Origin of the sequence: Clostridium sp. JN-9 (genome assembly GCF_004103695.1) — a bacterium.
Lineage (GTDB): Bacteria > Bacillota > Clostridia > Clostridiales > Clostridiaceae > JN-9.
Window position 1 is genome coordinate 884,172 of record NZ_CP035280.1, and the last position, 20,229, is coordinate 904,400.

Below are 20,229 nucleotides of genomic sequence, written 5' to 3' on the forward strand. Positions count from 1 at the left end.
ATGCAGACAATAACAGATTTTGCAATAAAAAGGAATAGCCGTAATCGGATCGGGCAAAATTGGAATCTAGCAATAGAAAGTTTTATAAATCACTGCATTGCAAAAAATCTAAAAGAGGTAACCGTAGAATGGTATAAAGATAATTTAGAAAATTATTTTTACAGGGATTTTATAGTTCCACAAAAAATATCCGCCCCAAATCAAATTGCAAATACCGATGTTGAATTGTATGCAATGATGATGCGCAAGAAAAAATTGAAGGTCGGCACAATAAATGTTAGATTGAGGGCATTGAGAACATTTATCAATTACCTAAAGGAAGAAGAATATATAGAACAGAATGTTAAAGTAAAACTAGTAAAACAAGATAAGCCCATAATAAAAACTTTTTCAGAGGAACAAATGAAAAGGCTAATAGAAAAACCAAAAATTGATAAAAATATGAGCTTCGCAACATTTCGGGATTATACATTAATAGCATTTTTAGCAGGAACAGGAGTGCGACTCGGAACACTTAAAGAGATTAAAGTGAGAGACGTAGACTTTGTAACAAGAGAAATAAGACTTAACCATACAAAAAACAGAACAGAATATGTAATACCATTATCAAACAGCCTTGCAAAAATTCTTCAGGAATATTTAAAAATCAGAGGAGGTGAAGCCGAAGATTACTTATTTTGTAATAGTTATGGGGAAATGATTAAAGACAGAACCATACAAGATAGAATAAAATTGTACTGCTATAACTGTCTAGGAAAAGAGGCAGAGGGGCTACGTTGTAGTCCCCATGATTTTAGGCACTTTTTTGCTATACAGTTTATAAGAAATGGCGGGGATATACTTACGCTCCAAAAATTGCTCGGGCATAAAACCTTGGAAATGACTAGGCGGTATGTAAATCTACTTAATGCTGATGTTAAAAAGAAATTTGCAGAATATAGTCCGCTAGATTCTTTAGCTACAATAAAATCTATTGGAAGGAAGGCTATAAAAATAAAAAGATAATGTATATAAGGCACTTGTTTTGGTACGGTGCCTTATACTATTTCTTGTGTGAAGCTAGGCATTTAAAACTACTTGCAACTATGTATATGTAAAAAAGAGATATGATAACTACTTTTAACGAGGCAGGAAAGGTTAGGTTGTTTAGCTTTATGATGTGTACCTAACTAACCATCTTAATTGGCTTCCCGTTAAAAATAGTATTTATTTCTTTTTGTTATAAGTAGTGTGTAATTTTTTTACTTTAGTGTTATAGGTAGTGGTATAACTTCTCTTTTTTTATTATTGTATAAGTTGTAATTTTATTGTCTAATCTGTTCTATAATCTTATTATCTGTTCTATACATTATAGTGCGTTCATTTTCTAAAACCGATCATGTTTTTAGTAATTTTCGTAAAATATTTTTAAAAACTTATCGACAAATTTCTACAAATAAATGTCGAAAACTTTTTATGAAAAATGATACTTTTATTCTCAAAAAAACTTGAAATTATAAAAAGTCTTTTATTACTATATAAATATAGATAAGAGATAGTTAGATTACAAGAAAGCGAAGGAGTTGTTATTATGTTCAACATAAAAAATAAAAAAAATGACGATGCTGATATAACCAATATGGTATTTTATGTAGATGGTATGCCTACTTATTTAGGGAAACTTAAATATTATTTCTGCGAACTAATGCATAGAAAAGAATTAAGAAAAATGGAAGAAAAGTTAAACAAATTATAGTAAAATTAGACTTTTGTAAATGGATTTAGTAGAATATAAGTGTCGTCAAGAGAGGTTTATACCTCTCTTTTTACATACAAAAAAAGTGCTCCTTTACATAGCCATTTGACCAATGGCACTAACAAAAAAAGGAGTGGGGCGACATGGAATATATATTATTAAATCCAGAAGATGGAATCGAAGATAAACAGGAAGAAAAAATAGAAAGCGTACTAGAACGAATGGTTTCCGGGATTAAAATAAATTACATTAATTGGCATGATATTGAAAAAGACCTTATAAAAATAAATAGAAGTAGTTATGCTGTAAAGCGTATAGTAGCATTCTTATTAAATAATTTAAAACAAATAGTAAATTATCCAATTTTTATAAAAAGCAAGGATGAAAGAGGCGGGCTAAAATATATGTATGATAGCCTAGATGAAATGAATGATGTTGAAGATTGCATTATATTCGCATTATACAAAGTAGCAAAACGTGTAAGAGAACGAGACCAGAAGTATTGCGATTACTTTAATAAAATAGATATTTATAATAAAAGCCTTAATAGCATAAAAAAAATACTAGCCGTAATGGTTAGGAATAACGCTACAGCGGATATATATAAAACATTGGGCATATCTAATTTAAAAATAGGCTATAAAACTTATTTAAGAAAGAAGGTGGTATGTATGGACAATGAAGTACTTGCAGAAACAATAAATAAAGCAATAGAAATAAAATCTACTGTGGAAAATAAAATAATGGGAAAAGAACTTAATAAGCTAATAAATAATGTAATAGATAATTTTTTAATAGATAAAAATAAGCTGGATACTACCATATTTCTAAACTATATAATGGCGAGTGCAAAGTATGAAAAATACGTAGTAGAAAAATTAACAGAACAGAGAATATCAAAACTATGTGGCGTGTCTGAAATAACAGTTAGAAGAAGAAAAAGAAAGTTATTGGAACAATTTAGACAAACCTGGAAAGAAGAAATAGAACCATATCTTTAATATAGAATATTCAATACCGCCATTCGGCGGACTACATACGGGATAACCTCATATCCCAAATACATCCCTACATAGCATCTCCCTATAAATAAAGGGAATGACAACTTGGAGGTGGTGCGTAATGCAAATATGTAGTAATAATTTTAATAATAATAATAATGATGATAACTTTGACAGGGACCTTTTAATGGCTAAAAAATTTTGGGAGCCACAACTAAAAGAGGTGCTGGCAGATAAATATAATATAAATACTACTGTAACACAGGGCAAAAAAAATTGGGATTTAGAGTCGAATGGACAGCCCTTTGCAGAACTAAAATGCCAAAAATTAAAGAATGTGATGGGCGTCAAGTATGGAGATAAGTTTTACCAAAACCAGCTAATGGCAGCAGAATTAACCGGACTTACCGCAGATGGACTAGGAAGCTTCTTCCATGTTCCTGTGTGTGTACAATATTATGTAATAGGGCTTACAAGCTTGAATGATAGTAAGAAAGTAGAGCATTTTTACTTTTTTAATTGGAATCTATACAGACAGAATGTAATAAATATCCTAAAACACGAATATGGAAGAGATTGGAATAACATGATAAAAGAAAATAAAATATGGGCAGTTGAAAAGGATAATTATAAGATAATACAGCAGATACAAGGTAGCGGAGGCAAAAAGTGGATTTTATGGTTGCATAACGTATGGAATTTAGACGATATAAAAATAAAACAATGGGGATTATTAAAAAGTTTTGTAAAAAATCCACAAATATTAAAGAAAATTGCATAAAAAACTTGACAATGATACCTATTTTTTATTAATATATAAATATAGAAAATTAATATATATTTATTCATGCTCCTTTTTTTTATCGGAGGTTTGGTCGCCTCCATATACATACCATCTCCTTTTGGGGCATAGCCCCGTTACATAAAACTGCAATATAAAACAGTAGAGCTTATGCTCTTTTTTTATTTTTTGTTTTTTTAAAATAGAGGTGATGTATATGTCCGATAAAGAAATCTGGGAATTAATATTAAAGCACAAAGCGTTAATATATAAAAAAATATATAAATATACAAAAAATTTTGATGAGGTTGATGATATATGGCAGGATGTTGCAATAAGTCTTTTTTATAGTATGCGTAAAGTTAGGAATACTTATATGCCTGTTAAAGGTCACGTTATAAATGCCGTAAAGCGGCTGAACAAAAACGAACGCAGACTTGCTTATGTAAGTGAAGAGGTATTGGTTAATTTAGGCGGTGTTACTGTATGTTAGATATAGAGCAGCGTCGCTATACGCTAGATATAGAAGCACAGAAATATTACCAAAAAAAACTAATAATATGTATTTTAAATATTTGAATGATTTTTATGAAGCTGCTATAACAGAAAATAATCCGGAAATCGTTTTGGATAAAATAGATATAGAAAAAGCTATAAAAGGTTTAACAACTATAGAAACACAGGTACTATACAACCTATATGTATATGGCTATAATGTTAGGCAAACAGCAAAAAAGTTAAATAGAAGCATTGGAACCATAAGCAAAATTAGTAATACAGCATTAGATAAGGTTGTTTTATACTGCCTTCCTACTTAAAAGCGTTCAAACTTTAAGGTGGGGCTACATATTTAAAAAAGGTGGGATGGCATTATGGAAGGTAACGGTAATTAGGTTATTTTTTTAGGCGCTTTTTGTTAAAAATCTTTTTTCTCCCACGCCATCTTGAACACTTACATAAAGTAGAAGCAAGTTACATTTTGGGCAGGGACTACATATTAAAATGAAATCCTTAAAATGTAAAGGAGATGTTTTTTTAGATGACCGTTACAGATATATATACAGTATTTTTAGTGTTGGCATTTATAATCCAGATTGCATTATTTTTACTATATTATCTAGTTTTAAAATACTATAAGTATAGTAACATTATGGCAACCAAAAAACACTACTTAACAGAAGAATAATATTCAGATTTGCTTAAAAGAGGAAAAAAAGAAAAAAGGATAGAATACATATAGATATAAAAGGGGGAATTAGAAATGGTAAAGAAAAATAAGGAACAACCATTAAAACAGCCTACGACAGCAGAAAAGAAAGCAATACAGGAACAGATAGATAAGATATGTAAAACAGAATAAAAGAATAGATGATGAAATAGATGCACCGCTCTGGCGGTGTTATTTTTATATAAAAAAATGAAAATGATGAGTTAATTTTCCGACGCTCACTCATCATTTCATAATGACCTCTAAAACCTAACCACCAACGGTCACACTCTTTCTACTATTTTGTACACAATCCGAGAAGACCGATAAATCTTTAGTTAGTTAATACACCTGTATTTATATTATAGCATAAATAAAAATAAATAAAAGAGATACATAACTATTTTTTACGGAGACATAACCGCTTTATTGACTTTATTGATGGTTTCCCGTTATAAATAGTTTATAGAGGCGTTAGCCTTTTTTTATACATTAGATTATGCAAATAGATAATAAAACAGGTATAAAACTATAGATAAATTATCCATCACTGAAAGAAAGGAGATGATACTATGGATAAGAAAATAGATAAAATAGTAGATACAACTAGAAAAAGATGTAAGACCTGCAATTCCAATTACAGGGAGGAAGTAGAAGAAATGTATTTAAAACAAGGTAAATCCGCTCCGTTTATTTCTAAATATTTAAAGGATAAATATGGATATAGTATTACGGCTCAATCTTTATTGCGTCATTTCAGTTTGTGTTTAAATAAAGCTGAAAAGAAAGAGCAAAAAGATGAAGCATCCGAAAAATTAAGGCAGGAAGTATTAGAAAAAAAAATGAAAGTAGCGGACCTGGTCTACGAAATTATAAGCTATTTATATGTTATAAACATCAACTTCCATAAGAGGATAATGGATAAAGGGAAAGCCAGCGGCAGAACAGAATCGGATATGATAAGAAATTACACGGGAGAATTTAGAGAATATGTAAAACTCTATACGGATTTAACCGCTGATAATGGAAAAGGAGTAAAAGTACCGGAAACAGAAATAATTTCCAGATACGAAAAATATAGAAAAGAAAATGCAGAAGTATTGAAAAGGATTAACAGTTACGAAGTAACAGATACAAAAAAAATAGCAGATGATGAGATAGAAGAAGGTGAGGCAGATGAGTAAGACGGCGAAATGTATAGTCGCACAGACACAGACGATTACAACATTGGATTCTGCGGTAGCGGATCCGCTCTTTTGGTTGAGTTTGATGGAAATAAAATTGGAACCGTATCAATTGGAAATCTTTTTAAATTTATCTTTAAAGAAATTGAACAGAATTATAAGCCTTAAAAGTAGACAAGTCGGCATGACTTGGCTTATGGCTTTATACATGCTTATAATGTGCCAAATAAGAGGAGATACCTACGGAATAATAGTAAGTTATGTAAGGCAACAGACACAAAAAACTATTACTGATATAAAAGAACTGTATAAATTAATTCCAGAAGAGTATAGAGTTCCAATCGTAGGTAATGCAAAAGGAAAAATAGAATTTAAAAATGGGGCAATGATAGAGGTATTTAGTAAAGGCGATATAAAAGGAGGAAACTCTAATAAATTTGTAATTGTATTAATTGATGAACTAGCACTTTATGGAAGTGATGACAAAGCCACTGTTAATAGTTTAAATGGCAATCTGGTACGAAGTAAATATGGAAGCAGTTTTGTTATATTAAGTAATCCCCTCTTTAAGAAAGGGATTTTTTTTGATATATGGGATGATACAAAAAAATACAAAAATTATCGAAGATATTTGATAAGATGGTGGAATTATACTGGTCTTGTTAAAGAAGGATTATGGAAGAAAGCACAGATAGAAGCTCCGCTTCTTCCTACAGAAGAGAGAGTAAAAAGATTTGGAAATGAGTCTTTGGCTGATTATTATAACGATATGAGTTTAGATGCATTCAAACAAGATTTTGAAGCTGAATTTTTAGATAACGATATCGCTTGTTATTTTGGGGCTATGGATGAATACTATTTAAAAAATGGACAGTATTGTGAAACTTTAGAAGAGATAAAAGAAAAGTATGAAAATTATTCTCTTTATGGTGGTTATGATATCGCGTCGGTTAGCGGAGCTGATAAATCTGCTGTATTTATTATTGCAGATGTGAATGGAATATTAATACCGGTTTATAAGAAAGAATATAAACTAAAATTTAGGCAACAGAAGAAAATTTTAAGAGAAATGTTTGAGACTATTGATTTAGAGAGTTTTTATATAGAACAAAACGGAATAGGCATGGAATTAGCAGAGGACCTGGAAGACGAGTTCTCCTTTATTTTTAAACATACAACTACACAGAAAACAAAGACAGGGGATTTTGCACTAATAAAAAAGATGCTTGAAGAAAAGACTTTAAAATTAATTGAGGATAGAGACTTTATGCTGCAAATGTATTCTGTAAAATTAAAACAGGCTAGGAATGGGAAGCCACAAATCGTTATAGAAAGAAATGAAAGCGGACACGGAGATGCAGTTATGGCTATGTCGCTTGCAGTTAGGGCTTGGAAACAAGGACAGAAAGACGAAAATTTTGGATTTGGATTTGGAAGGTATTAAATATATAACTTGTTCGGAAATTTAGAACGACTTATATTATGCATTATAAGTAAAGGAGACTATGTACTACTTGCAACTATGCAAAAAAGATATATGATAACTACTTTTAACGGGGCAAGAAGGTTAGATCGTTTTGCTTTGTGATATGTACCTAACCAACTAGCTCGATTGGCTTTCCGTTATAAGTAGTAGTAATACTCTTTTTTTATTATTGTATAAGCTGTAATTTTATTGTCTAATCTGTATCCGTAATTCTATTATTTACTCTTCTATACATTATAGTTCATTAGGATTTTAAAACCGATCATGTTTTTAAAAAGTTTTATAAAAATTTTACGACAATATTCGACAATAGAAGGTGATACCATGAAAACAGTAGGTATAGATGTTGGCACTAACAATTTAGCCATTAGTGTTTTTAATAATACAGATTTACAATGCTATAAATTATTAGAAAATAAGAAAACTCTGGCTCCCGGGGCAAAGTTGATAAATATAGAAAAATTCTTGGAGAAAATATTTGAAGATGAAAAGCCTGATGCAGTAGTAGTAGAAGGCACATTTTGGAATCCTAGGGAGGCCAGAGGATATAGTTATGTATCCTCTGCCATTGGTATAATACAGATGGTTTCCTGGAAAGTCTTACACATAGAACCGATAAAATTACAGCCCAGTACAGTAAAGAAGATAGTTACAGGAAATGGGAGGGCTAAAAAAGAAGAAGTAGCGGATGTAGTAAAAAACAGATTTAAAATAACAGAAGATTTGGCAGACCATTTAACAGATAGCATAGCGATTGGCTATACTTTTTTAATTCAACAAAATGTAAAAAAAGAGGTGATGTAACATGATTGAACAACTACCAACTCTAACAAGCTTAAGTACAGATAGTAAATTAGATTATAATAAAGAATGGGGATATTTTAGAAATACAAATGTAATGTATCTGCAGAAAACAGATAAAAAATACAGATTACAGAACATCTTTAACTTTATTACACAAGCTGTAAACGTGGATGTTAATTTATTAATTAAAGGATTAAAGTCTGTTGGAACAGACGCTAATTCTAATTATGTAGAGATGCTTAATGCAATCTATAAAAATATAAGGAAAGATTTATTTAGTATGTATTTAGCAGTATATGGAAACGCATATCTAAAAATGGAGCTTGACGAAGCAGAACAGAAAATAACATTAAAGGTTCTACAAAGTCCCAATACAGATTTTGTTAAAGATACTGATGGTAATATACTACAAGCAACCTATAGTTATTTACAAAAAGATGAAAAAGGTAATAGTACAAGCGTAAAAGAGGTATATACCGCTACTCTTATACAAAAATATGTAGATGGTAAAATAGTAGAAGAAAAAGAAAATAAATTCGGATTTGTACCGCTCTATCATTTTATGTTTACAGATATTGGAGAAAAGTTTGGGGCAAATAGTTTTGACCACATTGCAATACAACAGGATATTATAAATGCTTATGCTAATGTAATATACCAGATTGGAAACAAAATGATGGATCCCATTTATTTAATAAAAGGAGATTTTAGCCCTAAAGATAGAAAATCTATAACCACAGAATTTGCAAAAAATATATTTGAAGGTATAAATGTATTAACTACCACTCCGGACGGTGGAATAGAAGTTGTAAGCGGAGGCATGGAAAATACAGAAAAGGCTTTAGCATTTTTAGATAAAATACAGCAGAATATAGAGCAGAATTTACCAGAATTATTATTAACAAAAATAGTGGACAAGAATCTTTCTGGCAAAGCGTTAACGATGCTATTGCTGGGCCTGATAACAAAAATAGAAGGGGCTAGAGAAAATATAAAAAGAGAACTTGGAGTGGTAAATACAGATATATATAAAGTATTGGTAAGTTGGGGCAAAATACCTCAAGGGACAGAAAATTTTTGCGAAATAAAATTTGATGAGGTGTTTGATTTTGCAAGAGCGGATTTAATCGCGGAGGTAAACCAAGAATTGAGTATGGGATTAATAACAACAAATATTGCAAGACAGAAATTAGGAATAGATTGGAGCGGAACGGAGAACAAGACCGCTACGCAGGCTACAAATAACGGAGCTAAAAATAGTACTACTACTTCAAGCACAAATACAAATCCTATGGATAAGATTAATATGCAGCAGGGATTTATACAAAAAATAATAAATAAAATAAAAGGATTCTTTGGGGCCGGGAAATAGTACCGCTTCACTCCTTTTTTTGTCTTGAAGTTAATTAGTAAAATTTGATAATATATATAATAAAAAAAATCTCTTTAAAAAAATTGAACAAAATAACTTTAGGTTTTGCTTATGATTATGAGAGAGATAAAGGACAAGATTATTAAAAAAAATGAGAGGTGATGCCAAAATGGATACAGATAAAGATAAAGATATAAAAGAGACTACAGACGAAAAAGACAAGGATATTAAAAATACAGATAAGGATACAGAAGATAATGAAGCGGGAAATAAAACAGATAAAGAAAAAGATGATGATGTTGTAAGTGTTAAAAAAGCGGATTTAGATGCTTTAATGGAAAAGGTAGTAAAAATAGCAGATATAGAAAAAATGTTAAAAACAGAACAGACAGAAAAGAAACAGTTGAAATTTGAGAACATTAAGCAGAAACACAATCTAACCGATGATGTATGTGATTTACTTGGGATAACAGCAGATACAAAGGAAGAGGATATAACAAGCAAGATAGAAAAATTTAATAAAATTGCTGGCGTAAAAGATAATAAGGATACTAAAGATAGTGCTGTATTTTTAAAGACAGACACTACAAAAGCTGGAACAGAAGATAAAATCCAACAATTAATTAAAGAAGGTAAAGTCGGAGAGGCTTTAGCTTTAAAACTACAAAAATAATTTTTTAATGAAAGAGGCGATATAATATGGCAGATATAATTACACAGGAAACCGTACTACAGGAATTTTTACCTGTTATAAATAGTAATTTAACAAACACTTTAGATTTAGTTTTACAGAATGGAATATATGCAGCAAAAAGCACAATTGTTACAAAAGGAACAAGAGAGCTAAACGCTCCATCTTCAGCTACAGCCATAGAAAAGGACAGGATTGCAACAGACGGAAGTAACACTAGGAAAAGTGCCAGAGCAACAGTTAGCAATGTATGCGAAGTCGTAGATAAATTTGTAAGCTTATCTGATACAGAGACAGTTATAGAAGGAAATAGACTTGCTACAGAAGTTTCTGATGCTATTTTGGAAGCAAAGCAGGATATTAACCTCCATATTTGGGGCGGTTCTTATTCAATTGCCGATCCAAGAAAGATGGGCAATATCTTAAAAGATACTCCATCAGGACAGAAAATTTCACATCTGAAAGCTGAAATGACAAAGAATATTATTGTTAATGCTGTTAATACTGCAAAGAAATACGCAGCACTAAACACAATATTTGGAAGTTACGATGCTATACAGTATATAGCAGGATTGTTAAAAGCATCCGAGACAAGAATCCAAAATGATGGAAGTGTTTCCCTGGACATTAACAAATTAACAATCGGTGGACAGGTCCTTAATGTTGTGTTGGAAGAAAATTTAACAGATAGCGTTGTATTAGGAAATAAGGGATTGTTAGAGTTTTATGCTTTAAATCCTTTAAAGCAGACAGCTTTAAGTAAGACAGGAAGGACCACAGATTATATGATAGGCCTGGAATATACAGTTCTAAATAGAAATCCGAAAGCTTTTTACGAAATAACTGTAACAGACTTACACGCATAGTCCTGGGCGGGATTTTCCCGCTCATACATATTAATATATGAATACATAGGCACTTGCGGTTATTTGGCATCATCCCCCTAAAATAATTATTTCCGCCCGTGCTTATTTTTTATGTAAAAGGATGGTGATGCAAGTTGACAGATATAGAAAAAGTTAGACTAAATATACAGGATAAGGATTCCGAGATTTTTACAGATGATGAAATAACAGCATTCATTGCAGACGAAGGTGACATAAACGGGGCAACAGCAAAAGCTCTTGAAATAATGGCAATGCTGCCAGAGGGATTAATTAAAAATTATGCCAGAGGCGAAATTTCTATGGTAAAGACAACTATTTTGGAACTTGCACAGTATTACCGCTCCAGGCAAGAAAAAGAAAATAAATTCAGATTTTATGTTATACCTAGGGGGGACGGTTTAGGAGTTGCAGATATAAACAATACAACAGATGGCCTAATTTCTGGGGGCGATTCTTATGTTTCATAATATGTATAATTTATTTTTTAATGATGATTATGAAACGTTTAATGTCCATAGAAAATCAGTTGAAATTGATAACGGCCTTCGATTCGATGTTGAAATAGATAATGTAATAGGTACAGTAGATGTAGATATACAAGAAAAAACAAAGATAACTAATGCAGAAGGAAAACAGCAATCTGAAGCTGGCATTTATGTCGTTAAGTATATTTTAGGATATACCGCCCCAACAGTAGATATAAAGGAAGAAGACATTTTAGAAAATACTAATAGAAAATTAGAAGTTGTTAACATATTTAATAAAAAAGACTTCATTCTTTTATATTTAAGGGAGGTGAAGTAATATGGACGCAAATAATGAACTGATAAGAAATTTAGAAAAATTAGCAGATACATTCACAGATAACCTAGCAGATAATTTTAAAGAGGTGAGAGACGCTATGCAGGCAGAAGCGGAAGATAAAGTCCCCGTCGATACTGGAGCGTTAAAAACAAGTATAGATTTTAAAGTAGAGAAAAGCGGAAATGATAGCGTAGGAATAAATCTGAACGTAGAAAAATTAGAAGACTATTGGGCAGACGTAGAATTTGGTACAAGCAAACAAAGACCACAACCATATTTAAGACCTGCTGTAGATAAAGGTATAGAAAAAATTACAGAAAAAGTACAAGATGCTTTTATAAAAAGTATTTAGGAGGTGGTTTAGATGCTTAATTATATAAAACCACTTCTTGATATTATACAAAATACGTGCCCTAATTTCGATTTGAAATATTGGAATTCGGAGAAAAATGTAGTTAATAATAAGGTGATAACTTATTATACAAAGTTAAACACAGTCGAGGGATATAATACAGATGCGATTTTTGGAAGCATCTATGTAGATATTTGGGCAAAAAATATGAATGATATTGCTGATGCAGAAAATGCTTTATATTTAGCATTAAGACATTGGCAATATGAAAATATGAATATTTTCATATTAATTGATAAGGTTGGATTTAATGACTTTGGGGAAGAAAGGAACACGGAATTAAATAGAGTTAATGGACAAATAGATATAAGAATACTATTTGTAACGGAGTAATAAATAAAGCAATGATACTCCGTTAATAATTGTACCGCTTGGGCGGTATTTTTTATTTACTATAAACAAAAAAGAAAATTTTAAAGAGGTGATATAAAATGACAAAAATAAAATTCACATATGCAGATTTTAAAATAGCTCCATATACAGGAAATGTAAAAACAGATATTAATAATGCTACTAAAATAGGATTACTAGCGGGCGGAATTAAGCTTGAAGGCGATATAAAAACAAAAGATGTAAAACCATATGGATTTACTGCAAAAGTTTTTGAAAAAAACGAACTAGAAACGGCCAAGGCTTCGACTGATTTAATAGAAATTAATGCCGCTAATATTGCAAAAACAGGATTATTTTCGGAAGAAACAGAGACAAGCCAGCAGGATTTAAGTGCAGACGTTACTAAACAGGCAGGATTGCCAATATCTTTGCTTTTAACTGGAACAGATCAAACTAACTTTATTTTTAAAATAAACAATGTAAAACAAACATATGTATTAGATACAGATTATTCTATTATTACACAACCAGATGGATCAAAATCGCTTAATTTATTAACTTTACAAGATGGACAAACTGTAAATATAACCTATACTGCTGCTGTAACAATAGATACAGGTAAATATGCTTTACAAAATCCAAATACACAGTATCTATTAGTAGTGGAAGAAAAAGAAGTAAATACAAATGGAGAAAGATTGCGTTGGATATTTTATCCTTGCGTTTTATCTGGAAAGTTTATATTTGATTATAACGATAAAGAGATGCATATGCCACTGGAGTACACGGTATATGCCGACGAAAATGATCCAGAAGGCAGACTAGGCTTAAGATACGAAAAAATAGTTTAAATAAAAAAATGAGGTGATGCCAATATGAAAAGATTAGTAATACCAGAAAGTCAGTATAGAAAATCTCTTCTTTCCCTTAATTTAGGAGGAAAGGAATATATAATAAAAGAATTGTATGGAAAATTTGCCGATGAAATGTTTAATATGGTTGATGAGATACAAAAATCCACATATGGAACCAGGGAACAAACACAATTAGTAGATAAAATGGTAAATCTAGTACTCTGTAAAGCTAATGGAGTGCCAGAAAATGTATATAATCAACTATCTATTTCCGTAAAGATGGAGATTTTCGAAAATATAAAAGATGATGCAGAGGATAGCACAGAAGATTTAAAAAAAACAGAAAAGGGATAGATAAAAATTTAAGTGGCAGGGAGGCTTATCTCTCTGCTATTTTATTTTTGGTTAAATTCGGCGGAATTGATTATACTACAGCATACAATATACCAGTTTCCGCTTTACAATTAAATGTAAAAATATTAAGTAACTGGCTAGATACAGGCGAAAAAAATGATGATAATGATGATGAAATTATGAAATTATTTAGACCATTATAAAAGAGGTGATGCAGATGGATGGCAAAAGCTTTCTTATTGGTACAGGCGTAATAAATATAATGGCGAAAACGGACCAATTTTCCAACTCTGTTAAAAAACTAATTGGAGATATAAAAAATAACGGATTAGGAGTTCAAGCAGGTGTCGCTATCGCAGGGCAGATTGGGAAAGGAATGTCTGTAGCAGGGGCAGGTATAGTCGGCGGTCTATCTGCACTTTCTACAACCGCTCAAAATTTCAATAGAGGATTAAATAAGGTTGGAACAATAGCGGATACAAATGTAGTACCGCTCAATAAATTTAGAAAAGAAATTTTAAGTTTATCAAATGATACTGGCGTAGCCGTAGGCGACATATCCAATACATTGTACGAAGCTATTTCTGCAAATAACGATACAGCAAATTCCATGGATTACGTAACTATAGCTACAAAAGCAGCAAAAGGCGGATTTACAGATTCGGCGACTGCTATAGATGGTTTAACCACGGTTATGAATGCTTATAACTTAAAAGGGAAAGCCGCCATGCAAGAGATTTCCGACGAAATGCTGGTTGCGCAAAATTTAGGTAAAACCACATTTGGAGAAATGGCACAGAGTATGGGGAATGTTATTCCCATAGCCAGTACGCTAAACGTAAGTACAAAGGAATTGTTTGCATCTGTGGCGACATTAACATCATATGGTATAAAGACCGACGAAGCAGTTACCGCTCTAAAAGGTGCTTATACAAGTATTTTAAGCCAATCAGCAGAGGCAAGTAAAATGGCAAAACAACTCGGGATAGATTTTTCAGAATCGCACTTAAAAGCCGTAGGATGGACAAAATTTTTGGATGAAATAAAAGATAAAACACACGGAAATACAACACAGATGGCATCATTGTTCGGAAATGTTAGAGCCTTGAATGGTATGCTGGTACTTACTGGAAAAGGCAATGATAAACTAAAAGAATTTGAAAAAGGTATGAATAATGCAGGCGGAGCCACGGAAAGTGCATTTAAAAAAATGCAACAAGGAGAAAGCCTTACTAGAACGCTAAACCTATTAAAAAATATAGGAATAGAAATAGGAAATATTGTACTTCCTAAAGTTAATGCTTGGTTAGAGAAGGTTCAAGCAGTGCTTAAAAAATTTGATGGCATGTCAGACAGCCAAAAGAAAAATATTACAGATTTGGTATTTAACCTCGGAAAAGTATTACTTACAGGGGGCTTAATCCTAAATGGAGCAAGCAAACTTATTGGCATAGTAGGCACTATTAAAAAAATAACCACAGCTATAAAAGGTGTGAATACCGCTTTAAAAATAATCCCATTTTTAACTGGGCCGGTTGGACTTGCAATTACTGGAATCGCCCTAGGGGCTGGCTTGATAATAAAATATTGGAAGCCTATATCTGGTTTCTTTAAAAATTTATTTATGGGCATAAAAAATACGTTCAAGAAGCACGGGGAATATATACTTGCAATCATGCTGCCGATACCAACGTTAATTATTAAAAACTGGAGCAAAATAAAAAGTGGAGCATCCAAAATATTAAACAGTGTAAAAAATGAAGCAAAATCCATGATAAAAACAGTCAGAACAGATTTTGCCAACGCAGGATGGGGACAAAAAATAGTTTGGACATTAAATCCATTTACCTATCTAATAGATAAAGTAATAAAGAAAAATATAGAAGCTATCAAGAGTGGATGGAAAAGCTTTGTAGATTTAGTAGATAACTTAAAAGAAAAAGTATTATCCCCGTTTAAAGCTATAGCCCAATGGATACAAAATATAGCAGATAAATGGAATAGTTTCAAAAATAATTTTTCTTTACCACAGATAAATATACCGTTAGTAGGCAAAGTTGGAGGTTCGGAAAATAGTAGTGGAAGTAATAAAAATGTGACTATAAACCAAAAAAATACTATAAGCAGTAATTATGGATTTAGTGCTTTTAATAATAAACTTATGCGGGCAATAAATCGAGGATAATTATATCAACATAAAAGATAAAAATAAGCCCCGCTCATGCGGGACTATACATAACGGGAAACCAATCATCAAACAACAAAACATTCTCTATCCGTTAGAAATAGTGCGCCAGCTATTTTCTTTTTTTTATTTACATATATATCATAAACAAAAAAGGTGGTGTTAAAAATGGAAACTAGATTAGCAAAACAAAATAATGCGTTTATTTTAGTATTAAGTAACGGCGCGCAATGGAATAGTTGGGATAACAATGTAATAGTAGTAGAAAAGAAGATACCAATTTTTGCAGATATAATAGAGAATCAAGAGAAGATGTTGGGAGCAGATGGATTATACGACTTCGGAAGCGAATTTGAGAATGCAATAATAGAGCTAGATGTAGTTGTTAAAGCAGACAGTATAGATAATAGAATAGCCAAAGTCGCAGAAATAGCAAGACTGCTAAATCCTAAAAATGGATTCCAAAAAATAATTTTTGGGGACCGCCCTAATGTATATTACATGGTAAAAGTTAATTCTGCTATGCAACAGGATTTTATACAAAATAAAGGCCTCTCTTATTTTACTATTAGTCTTAACGCACAGCCTTACGCATATAAATCTGGTACGAGTGCGAGTTTTTCCGGAAACGGAATGGATGGAATAGAAATGTTATTAGATACAAAAACAGACGCAGATGTACCATTCACAATGGAAATAGGAGGAGATGTAAATATTAAACCTACCGATTTTTGGGACGCAAAGGGAGACAGCAAGAATATACTTCCTAATCCTAGATTCCAGAAAAATACCAATGGGGACGTAGTAAAATGGACAAAAAGCAAAGAATATAATTCAGAAGAAGATTTTTATAAATTATTTGGATTTAAAAAGGCTTATCCAACCTATGAAGATAATCAAACAGACTTTATAAATAAAATCAAAGATGGAAGTTATACCGCCACAGATTTTACAATAAAAATAGATTATAATGCAGATGCCAGCGGTTATTTAGTAAGAAATTACCATTACTTAATAAACGGTTATGAAGTGTATAAAACTACAGATAATATAATAGACACAAACTGGCTTGGAGCAAAAGAGTATTACGAATATACTGTTGTAAAAGATATAGTTTATGTATTTAAGATTATTTTCGCAAATAAAATTGCAATAAGTTCTTATCTTACACAACAAAGTCCATATTTTGCATTTAAACTTTTAGATAGCTTTAATTATGGAGACAAGGATAACACATGGTTTTTAAATAATAAGATAGAAAAAACATTAAAAATAGAAAATAATGTACTAATCCTAAACGATTTTTACTGCAATTATAAAGAGCATAACATTCAACTAAAGGAACTCGGAGTAAAGGAATACTTTAAAAGCAACAAAACTTATAAAATTTACGATGTATTATTAAATGGCGTTCTAGTAGAAAGAATTAGAAGAAATGTTATTAGTCAAGCCCAAGATTTAGTTCCAAGTTTTACAAACGATTTACAATTTATATTATCACGCTCATCATCGAATCCGGGCTGGTGCTATTCCATTTTACACGATTTTGGATTAGATAGCTTCAATGCTGATTTTATAGAAGCTAATTTTGCAAGTTCCGGAAATGCCATAGACAATCTTGCAGAAGATACTGGATGGAGTCAATTTTGGACAATTAAAACAGATAAAATAATACAGAAAAAGAATGTACTAACTGGAGATATTGGAACTATAGATAATAATACTATAAAGATGGTATTCTATCCGGTTAAAACAGACAGTTATGTAAATTACTACGCAATACTATTCGTTAATAATATAATAGCTGGATTTGCATATGTAGGAGCAGAAAATAACGGAGATTTTATAGATACTCAATACAACACAATTTTAGCACTTATTAAAAAATTTACGGACGCAAGGGGGATAATAAATAGTTTAACTAAAGCAGACATTCAACCTCAAATCGCAGGAATCGGAGACATTCCAGCGCATTTCCAGTTTACTATTAATAATAATACTATTCAGACTCCTACAGCAGATACCGGAAGCCAACCGAATAACACATATAGCTGGTACGACATAAGTCCTAAATTACAATATATACAAAGCGAAATTGGAATGTTTGCAAGTACTGGAGAAACAAATGTAATAACTGGGAATACAATAAATATAGACTTTCCTAGACAGACATATTTAAATATACCTAATAATCATATAAGCTTTACATTTTCTCCTTATTATTCAGACGCATTAATAAGATATAGATATATTTATAGTAATATTATTACTATAAACGACGCTCTAAATTTGGATAAGGATTATGTATTAAGTGCCTATTTTAAAGGAAAAACAAGCCAAGTAAGGTTTGGAATTATTGTATTAGATAACTCGGAAGTATTTAAATGCCTTCATGTAGACGGTTTTGGAAATTTACAAGATTGGACAAGACAGTTTTTTGCAGAACATTTAAGTGCTGCAGATGTGAAAATAGTTGTTTTTATAGAAGCAATAAATGTAAGTCATTCAGACATGGCAAATAATGCATATGTTTGTTTACCACAATTAGAGATTTCTCCGCTAACCGCTTTTACAGAAAATAGTGCTTTGTATAATTTAGATTTAGTAACCAGTAAGAATTTAATAAACAATGCCGGTTTTAAATTCAGTGATAATGGCGTAATGGATAGATGGGGATGGCAGGATGGATCTGCTGGAATGTTTACTAAAGTTTATTCATCATCTGATTTACCACAAAACAGTGGAAGTAGCCTTGGATATGGTGTAATAGAAGTTAGCTGTCAAGATGGCTCGGGAAATTCTTACACATCATATTTAAATCAAACAGTCACAAATATAAAGGAACTTACTACTTATACTTTATCTGCATATTTAAAACTGGTCGGAGATTTAAATGTTAATGCTGGTTTTACAATAATACAAAAAGATGCAAATAGTGCAATTTTAGATAGTAAAACACAGGATTTTTATTTAGGAACAGATTGGAAATTATACAGCTTTGGTATTACTACAGTAGCCGGGGCAGTATTCATAGAAATTCGTATAGAATTTAAAAAAGGTTCTATCGGATTATCAGGGCCGGGCACAATAAAAGTTGGTGCAGTACAATTCGAGCAGAACAGCCTCCCAACAAAATGGGAGGATGATAATTGGAATACAAGCTACGTAGTCGCAAGCAAAAACCTTATTTATAATCCCGCCCTCGGAGTAGTATCAGGGAAAAATCTACCGGATGGTTGGATTAAAGAAATAGAAAGCCCTACTGGATTAGCTAATACAATTACAGAAATTAAAACAGATACGATAGCAGGAGAAAAGAAAGATTATGTAAGATTTAATTTACAAAAAGAAGATAATGATAACATAAAAATATGGTTAAAGAGTAAACCATTTGCCGTAAATGCAGAAAGATATTATGCAGTCTCTTTATATGCCAGGGGCAAAGATATAATACAATCCGCTGTTCCAGTAGATTATATTTTTACGGCTCAAGCCGTCAAAATCGAATTTTTGGATACAAATGGCGTAATAATAGATACCACAACAAAAGTTGCTGGTATAACAGCCAGTACAGATTTGTGGGGCAGATACCAATTAGATTTTATGTCTATAAATAAACCAGCCCCAACTGGTGCTGTAAGTTGTGTAATATCTTTGTGCGTTACTAATTTAAGTACAGTACAAGATAGAGGATATATAGATTTTGCCCTAGTACAAGTCGAAGAAGTTGCAGATTCGAGTTCGGTTATGACAGCATGGGCAGATAATTATACTTTTACTGTAAAGCCTGCAATTCAGCACAGCGTTTTAAAACCTGTTTATATTACTAATCCAAAAATATATAGGCAGGACGGGACATTATTCTTTGCGTGGAAAGGTAAATTTTTAAACACAGAAAAAATAGTAATGGATACAGAAAAGTATCAAGCTTATGTGATAAAAGAAGACGGAACAAAAGTAAATATATTGGATTCCGTATTTGTATATATTTATAATAGATTGCAAAAGCAGATATTGGATACAGATAGAATGTATCTCCGTTATGTAGATGAAAGTGGAAATGATGCCAATATAGAAAATCCAGTTGCAGTAGTCGTTAAATTCGATTGGACAGCCAGAACATTTTAATAGGAGGTGGA

Annotated in this window: 21 protein-coding genes; all 21 read left to right on the forward strand. The window is 31.6% G+C overall.

Translation table 11 applies throughout. The annotated features are described in order from the left end of the window. Window positions 1-1,005 carry a tyrosine-type recombinase/integrase gene (locus tag EQM05_RS04235; protein WP_128748886.1) on the forward strand — a complete coding sequence of 335 codons (1,005 nt, stop codon included), beginning with the start codon at window positions 1-3 and terminating at the stop codon, window positions 1,003-1,005. A gap of 565 nt (window positions 1,006-1,570) precedes the next feature. Next, window positions 1,571-1,735, forward strand: coding sequence for a hypothetical protein (locus EQM05_RS15675; protein ID WP_164917188.1), 165 nt, complete (start codon window positions 1,571-1,573; stop codon window positions 1,733-1,735). Between the two features lie 143 nt (window positions 1,736-1,878). After that, window positions 1,879-2,736: a hypothetical protein gene (locus tag EQM05_RS04240; RefSeq protein ID WP_128748887.1), complete on the forward strand. Its 858-nt coding sequence runs from the start codon at window positions 1,879-1,881 to the stop codon at window positions 2,734-2,736. Window positions 2,737-2,857: 121 nt separating this feature from the next. Beyond that, window positions 2,858-3,517 (forward strand): hypothetical protein, encoded by a 660-nt coding sequence (locus tag EQM05_RS04245; protein WP_128748888.1) that lies wholly within the window; start codon window positions 2,858-2,860, stop codon window positions 3,515-3,517. A 217-nt stretch (window positions 3,518-3,734) separates the two neighbouring features. After that, entirely contained in the window at window positions 3,735-4,010 is a 276-nt protein-coding gene (locus tag EQM05_RS04250; protein ID WP_128748889.1) for a sigma-70 family RNA polymerase sigma factor, read from the forward strand. Window positions 4,011-4,077: 67 nt separating this feature from the next. After that, window positions 4,078-4,335, forward strand: coding sequence for a sigma factor-like helix-turn-helix DNA-binding protein (locus tag EQM05_RS04255; RefSeq protein ID WP_128748890.1), 258 nt, complete (start codon window positions 4,078-4,080; stop codon window positions 4,333-4,335). A gap of 961 nt (window positions 4,336-5,296) precedes the next feature. After that, window positions 5,297-5,908, forward strand: a complete 612-nt coding sequence (locus tag EQM05_RS04260; RefSeq protein ID WP_128748891.1) for a hypothetical protein — start codon at window positions 5,297-5,299, stop codon at window positions 5,906-5,908. Between the two features lie 85 nt (window positions 5,909-5,993). Continuing rightward, complete coding sequence (locus tag EQM05_RS04265) at window positions 5,994-7,352, forward strand: terminase family protein (protein ID WP_205694163.1); 1,359 nt, start codon at window positions 5,994-5,996, stop codon at window positions 7,350-7,352. 366 nt (window positions 7,353-7,718) lie between these two features. After that, complete coding sequence (locus EQM05_RS04270; RefSeq protein ID WP_164917190.1) at window positions 7,719-8,198, forward strand: crossover junction endodeoxyribonuclease RuvC; 480 nt, start codon at window positions 7,719-7,721, stop codon at window positions 8,196-8,198. Between the two features lies 1 nt (window position 8,199). Next, the gene (locus tag EQM05_RS04275) at window positions 8,200-9,570 is read left to right on the forward strand and encodes a hypothetical protein (protein WP_128748894.1); all 1,371 of its coding nucleotides are present in this window, start codon (window positions 8,200-8,202) and stop codon (window positions 9,568-9,570) included. A gap of 151 nt (window positions 9,571-9,721) precedes the next feature. Continuing rightward, window positions 9,722-10,243 (forward strand): hypothetical protein, encoded by a 522-nt coding sequence (locus EQM05_RS04280; protein WP_205694164.1) that lies wholly within the window; start codon window positions 9,722-9,724, stop codon window positions 10,241-10,243. Window positions 10,244-10,269: 26 nt separating this feature from the next. Continuing rightward, entirely contained in the window at window positions 10,270-11,127 is an 858-nt protein-coding gene (locus tag EQM05_RS04285) for a DUF5309 family protein (protein WP_128748896.1), read from the forward strand. A 134-nt stretch (window positions 11,128-11,261) separates the two neighbouring features. Continuing rightward, complete coding sequence (locus tag EQM05_RS04290; RefSeq protein ID WP_128748897.1) at window positions 11,262-11,615, forward strand: hypothetical protein; 354 nt, start codon at window positions 11,262-11,264, stop codon at window positions 11,613-11,615. Further along, a complete protein-coding gene (locus EQM05_RS04295) occupies window positions 11,605-11,952 on the forward strand; it encodes a hypothetical protein (RefSeq protein ID WP_128748898.1) in 348 nt (115 codons plus the stop codon). The genes EQM05_RS04290 and EQM05_RS04295 overlap by 11 nt, the downstream gene beginning before the upstream one ends. A 1-nt stretch (window position 11,953) precedes the next feature. Further along, the gene (locus tag EQM05_RS04300; protein ID WP_128748899.1) at window positions 11,954-12,304 is read left to right on the forward strand and encodes an HK97-gp10 family putative phage morphogenesis protein; all 351 of its coding nucleotides are present in this window, start codon (window positions 11,954-11,956) and stop codon (window positions 12,302-12,304) included. Window positions 12,305-12,316: 12 nt separating this feature from the next. Continuing rightward, window positions 12,317-12,697 (forward strand): hypothetical protein, encoded by a 381-nt coding sequence (locus EQM05_RS04305; RefSeq protein ID WP_128748900.1) that lies wholly within the window; start codon window positions 12,317-12,319, stop codon window positions 12,695-12,697. A gap of 98 nt (window positions 12,698-12,795) precedes the next feature. Next, entirely contained in the window at window positions 12,796-13,548 is a 753-nt protein-coding gene (locus EQM05_RS04310; RefSeq protein WP_128748901.1) for a hypothetical protein, read from the forward strand. Window positions 13,549-13,572: 24 nt separating this feature from the next. Next, window positions 13,573-13,905 (forward strand): hypothetical protein, encoded by a 333-nt coding sequence (locus tag EQM05_RS04315; protein WP_128748902.1) that lies wholly within the window; start codon window positions 13,573-13,575, stop codon window positions 13,903-13,905. A 47-nt stretch (window positions 13,906-13,952) separates the two neighbouring features. Continuing rightward, window positions 13,953-14,108, forward strand: coding sequence for a hypothetical protein (locus tag EQM05_RS15680; protein ID WP_164917191.1), 156 nt, complete (start codon window positions 13,953-13,955; stop codon window positions 14,106-14,108). A gap of 14 nt (window positions 14,109-14,122) precedes the next feature. After that, complete coding sequence (locus EQM05_RS04320) at window positions 14,123-16,090, forward strand: phage tail tape measure protein (RefSeq protein ID WP_164917192.1); 1,968 nt, start codon at window positions 14,123-14,125, stop codon at window positions 16,088-16,090. 168 nt (window positions 16,091-16,258) lie between these two features. Continuing rightward, entirely contained in the window at window positions 16,259-20,218 is a 3,960-nt protein-coding gene (locus EQM05_RS04325; protein ID WP_128748904.1) for a phage tail domain-containing protein, read from the forward strand. The last annotated feature ends 11 nt before the right edge of the window (window positions 20,219-20,229 follow it).

What these genes read in the sequence shown, in the direction of transcription:
- EQM05_RS04235 (WP_128748886.1), top strand. Translation starts at nt 1, where the DNA reads ATGCAGACAATAACAGATTTTGCAATAAAAAGGAATAGCCGTAATCGG.
- EQM05_RS15675 (WP_164917188.1), top strand. Translation starts at nt 1,571, where the DNA reads ATGTTCAACATAAAAAATAAAAAAAATGACGATGCTGATATAACCAAT.
- EQM05_RS04240 (WP_128748887.1), top strand. Translation starts at nt 1,879, where the DNA reads ATGGAATATATATTATTAAATCCAGAAGATGGAATCGAAGATAAACAG.
- EQM05_RS04245 (WP_128748888.1), top strand. Translation starts at nt 2,858, where the DNA reads ATGCAAATATGTAGTAATAATTTTAATAATAATAATAATGATGATAAC.
- EQM05_RS04250 (WP_128748889.1), top strand. Translation starts at nt 3,735, where the DNA reads ATGTCCGATAAAGAAATCTGGGAATTAATATTAAAGCACAAAGCGTTA.
- EQM05_RS04255 (WP_128748890.1), top strand. Translation starts at nt 4,078, where the DNA reads ATGTATTTTAAATATTTGAATGATTTTTATGAAGCTGCTATAACAGAA.
- EQM05_RS04260 (WP_128748891.1), top strand. Translation starts at nt 5,297, where the DNA reads ATGGATAAGAAAATAGATAAAATAGTAGATACAACTAGAAAAAGATGT.
- EQM05_RS04265 (WP_205694163.1), top strand. Translation starts at nt 5,994, where the DNA reads ATGGAAATAAAATTGGAACCGTATCAATTGGAAATCTTTTTAAATTTA.
- EQM05_RS04270 (WP_164917190.1), top strand. Translation starts at nt 7,719, where the DNA reads ATGAAAACAGTAGGTATAGATGTTGGCACTAACAATTTAGCCATTAGT.
- EQM05_RS04275 (WP_128748894.1), top strand. Translation starts at nt 8,200, where the DNA reads ATGATTGAACAACTACCAACTCTAACAAGCTTAAGTACAGATAGTAAA.
- EQM05_RS04280 (WP_205694164.1), top strand. Translation starts at nt 9,722, where the DNA reads ATGAGAGGTGATGCCAAAATGGATACAGATAAAGATAAAGATATAAAA.
- EQM05_RS04285 (WP_128748896.1), top strand. Translation starts at nt 10,270, where the DNA reads ATGGCAGATATAATTACACAGGAAACCGTACTACAGGAATTTTTACCT.
- EQM05_RS04295 (WP_128748898.1), top strand. Translation starts at nt 11,605, where the DNA reads ATGTTTCATAATATGTATAATTTATTTTTTAATGATGATTATGAAACG.
- EQM05_RS04300 (WP_128748899.1), top strand. Translation starts at nt 11,954, where the DNA reads ATGGACGCAAATAATGAACTGATAAGAAATTTAGAAAAATTAGCAGAT.
- EQM05_RS04305 (WP_128748900.1), top strand. Translation starts at nt 12,317, where the DNA reads ATGCTTAATTATATAAAACCACTTCTTGATATTATACAAAATACGTGC.
- EQM05_RS04310 (WP_128748901.1), top strand. Translation starts at nt 12,796, where the DNA reads ATGACAAAAATAAAATTCACATATGCAGATTTTAAAATAGCTCCATAT.
- EQM05_RS04315 (WP_128748902.1), top strand. Translation starts at nt 13,573, where the DNA reads ATGAAAAGATTAGTAATACCAGAAAGTCAGTATAGAAAATCTCTTCTT.
- EQM05_RS04320 (WP_164917192.1), top strand. Translation starts at nt 14,123, where the DNA reads ATGGATGGCAAAAGCTTTCTTATTGGTACAGGCGTAATAAATATAATG.
- EQM05_RS04325 (WP_128748904.1), top strand. Translation starts at nt 16,259, where the DNA reads ATGGAAACTAGATTAGCAAAACAAAATAATGCGTTTATTTTAGTATTA.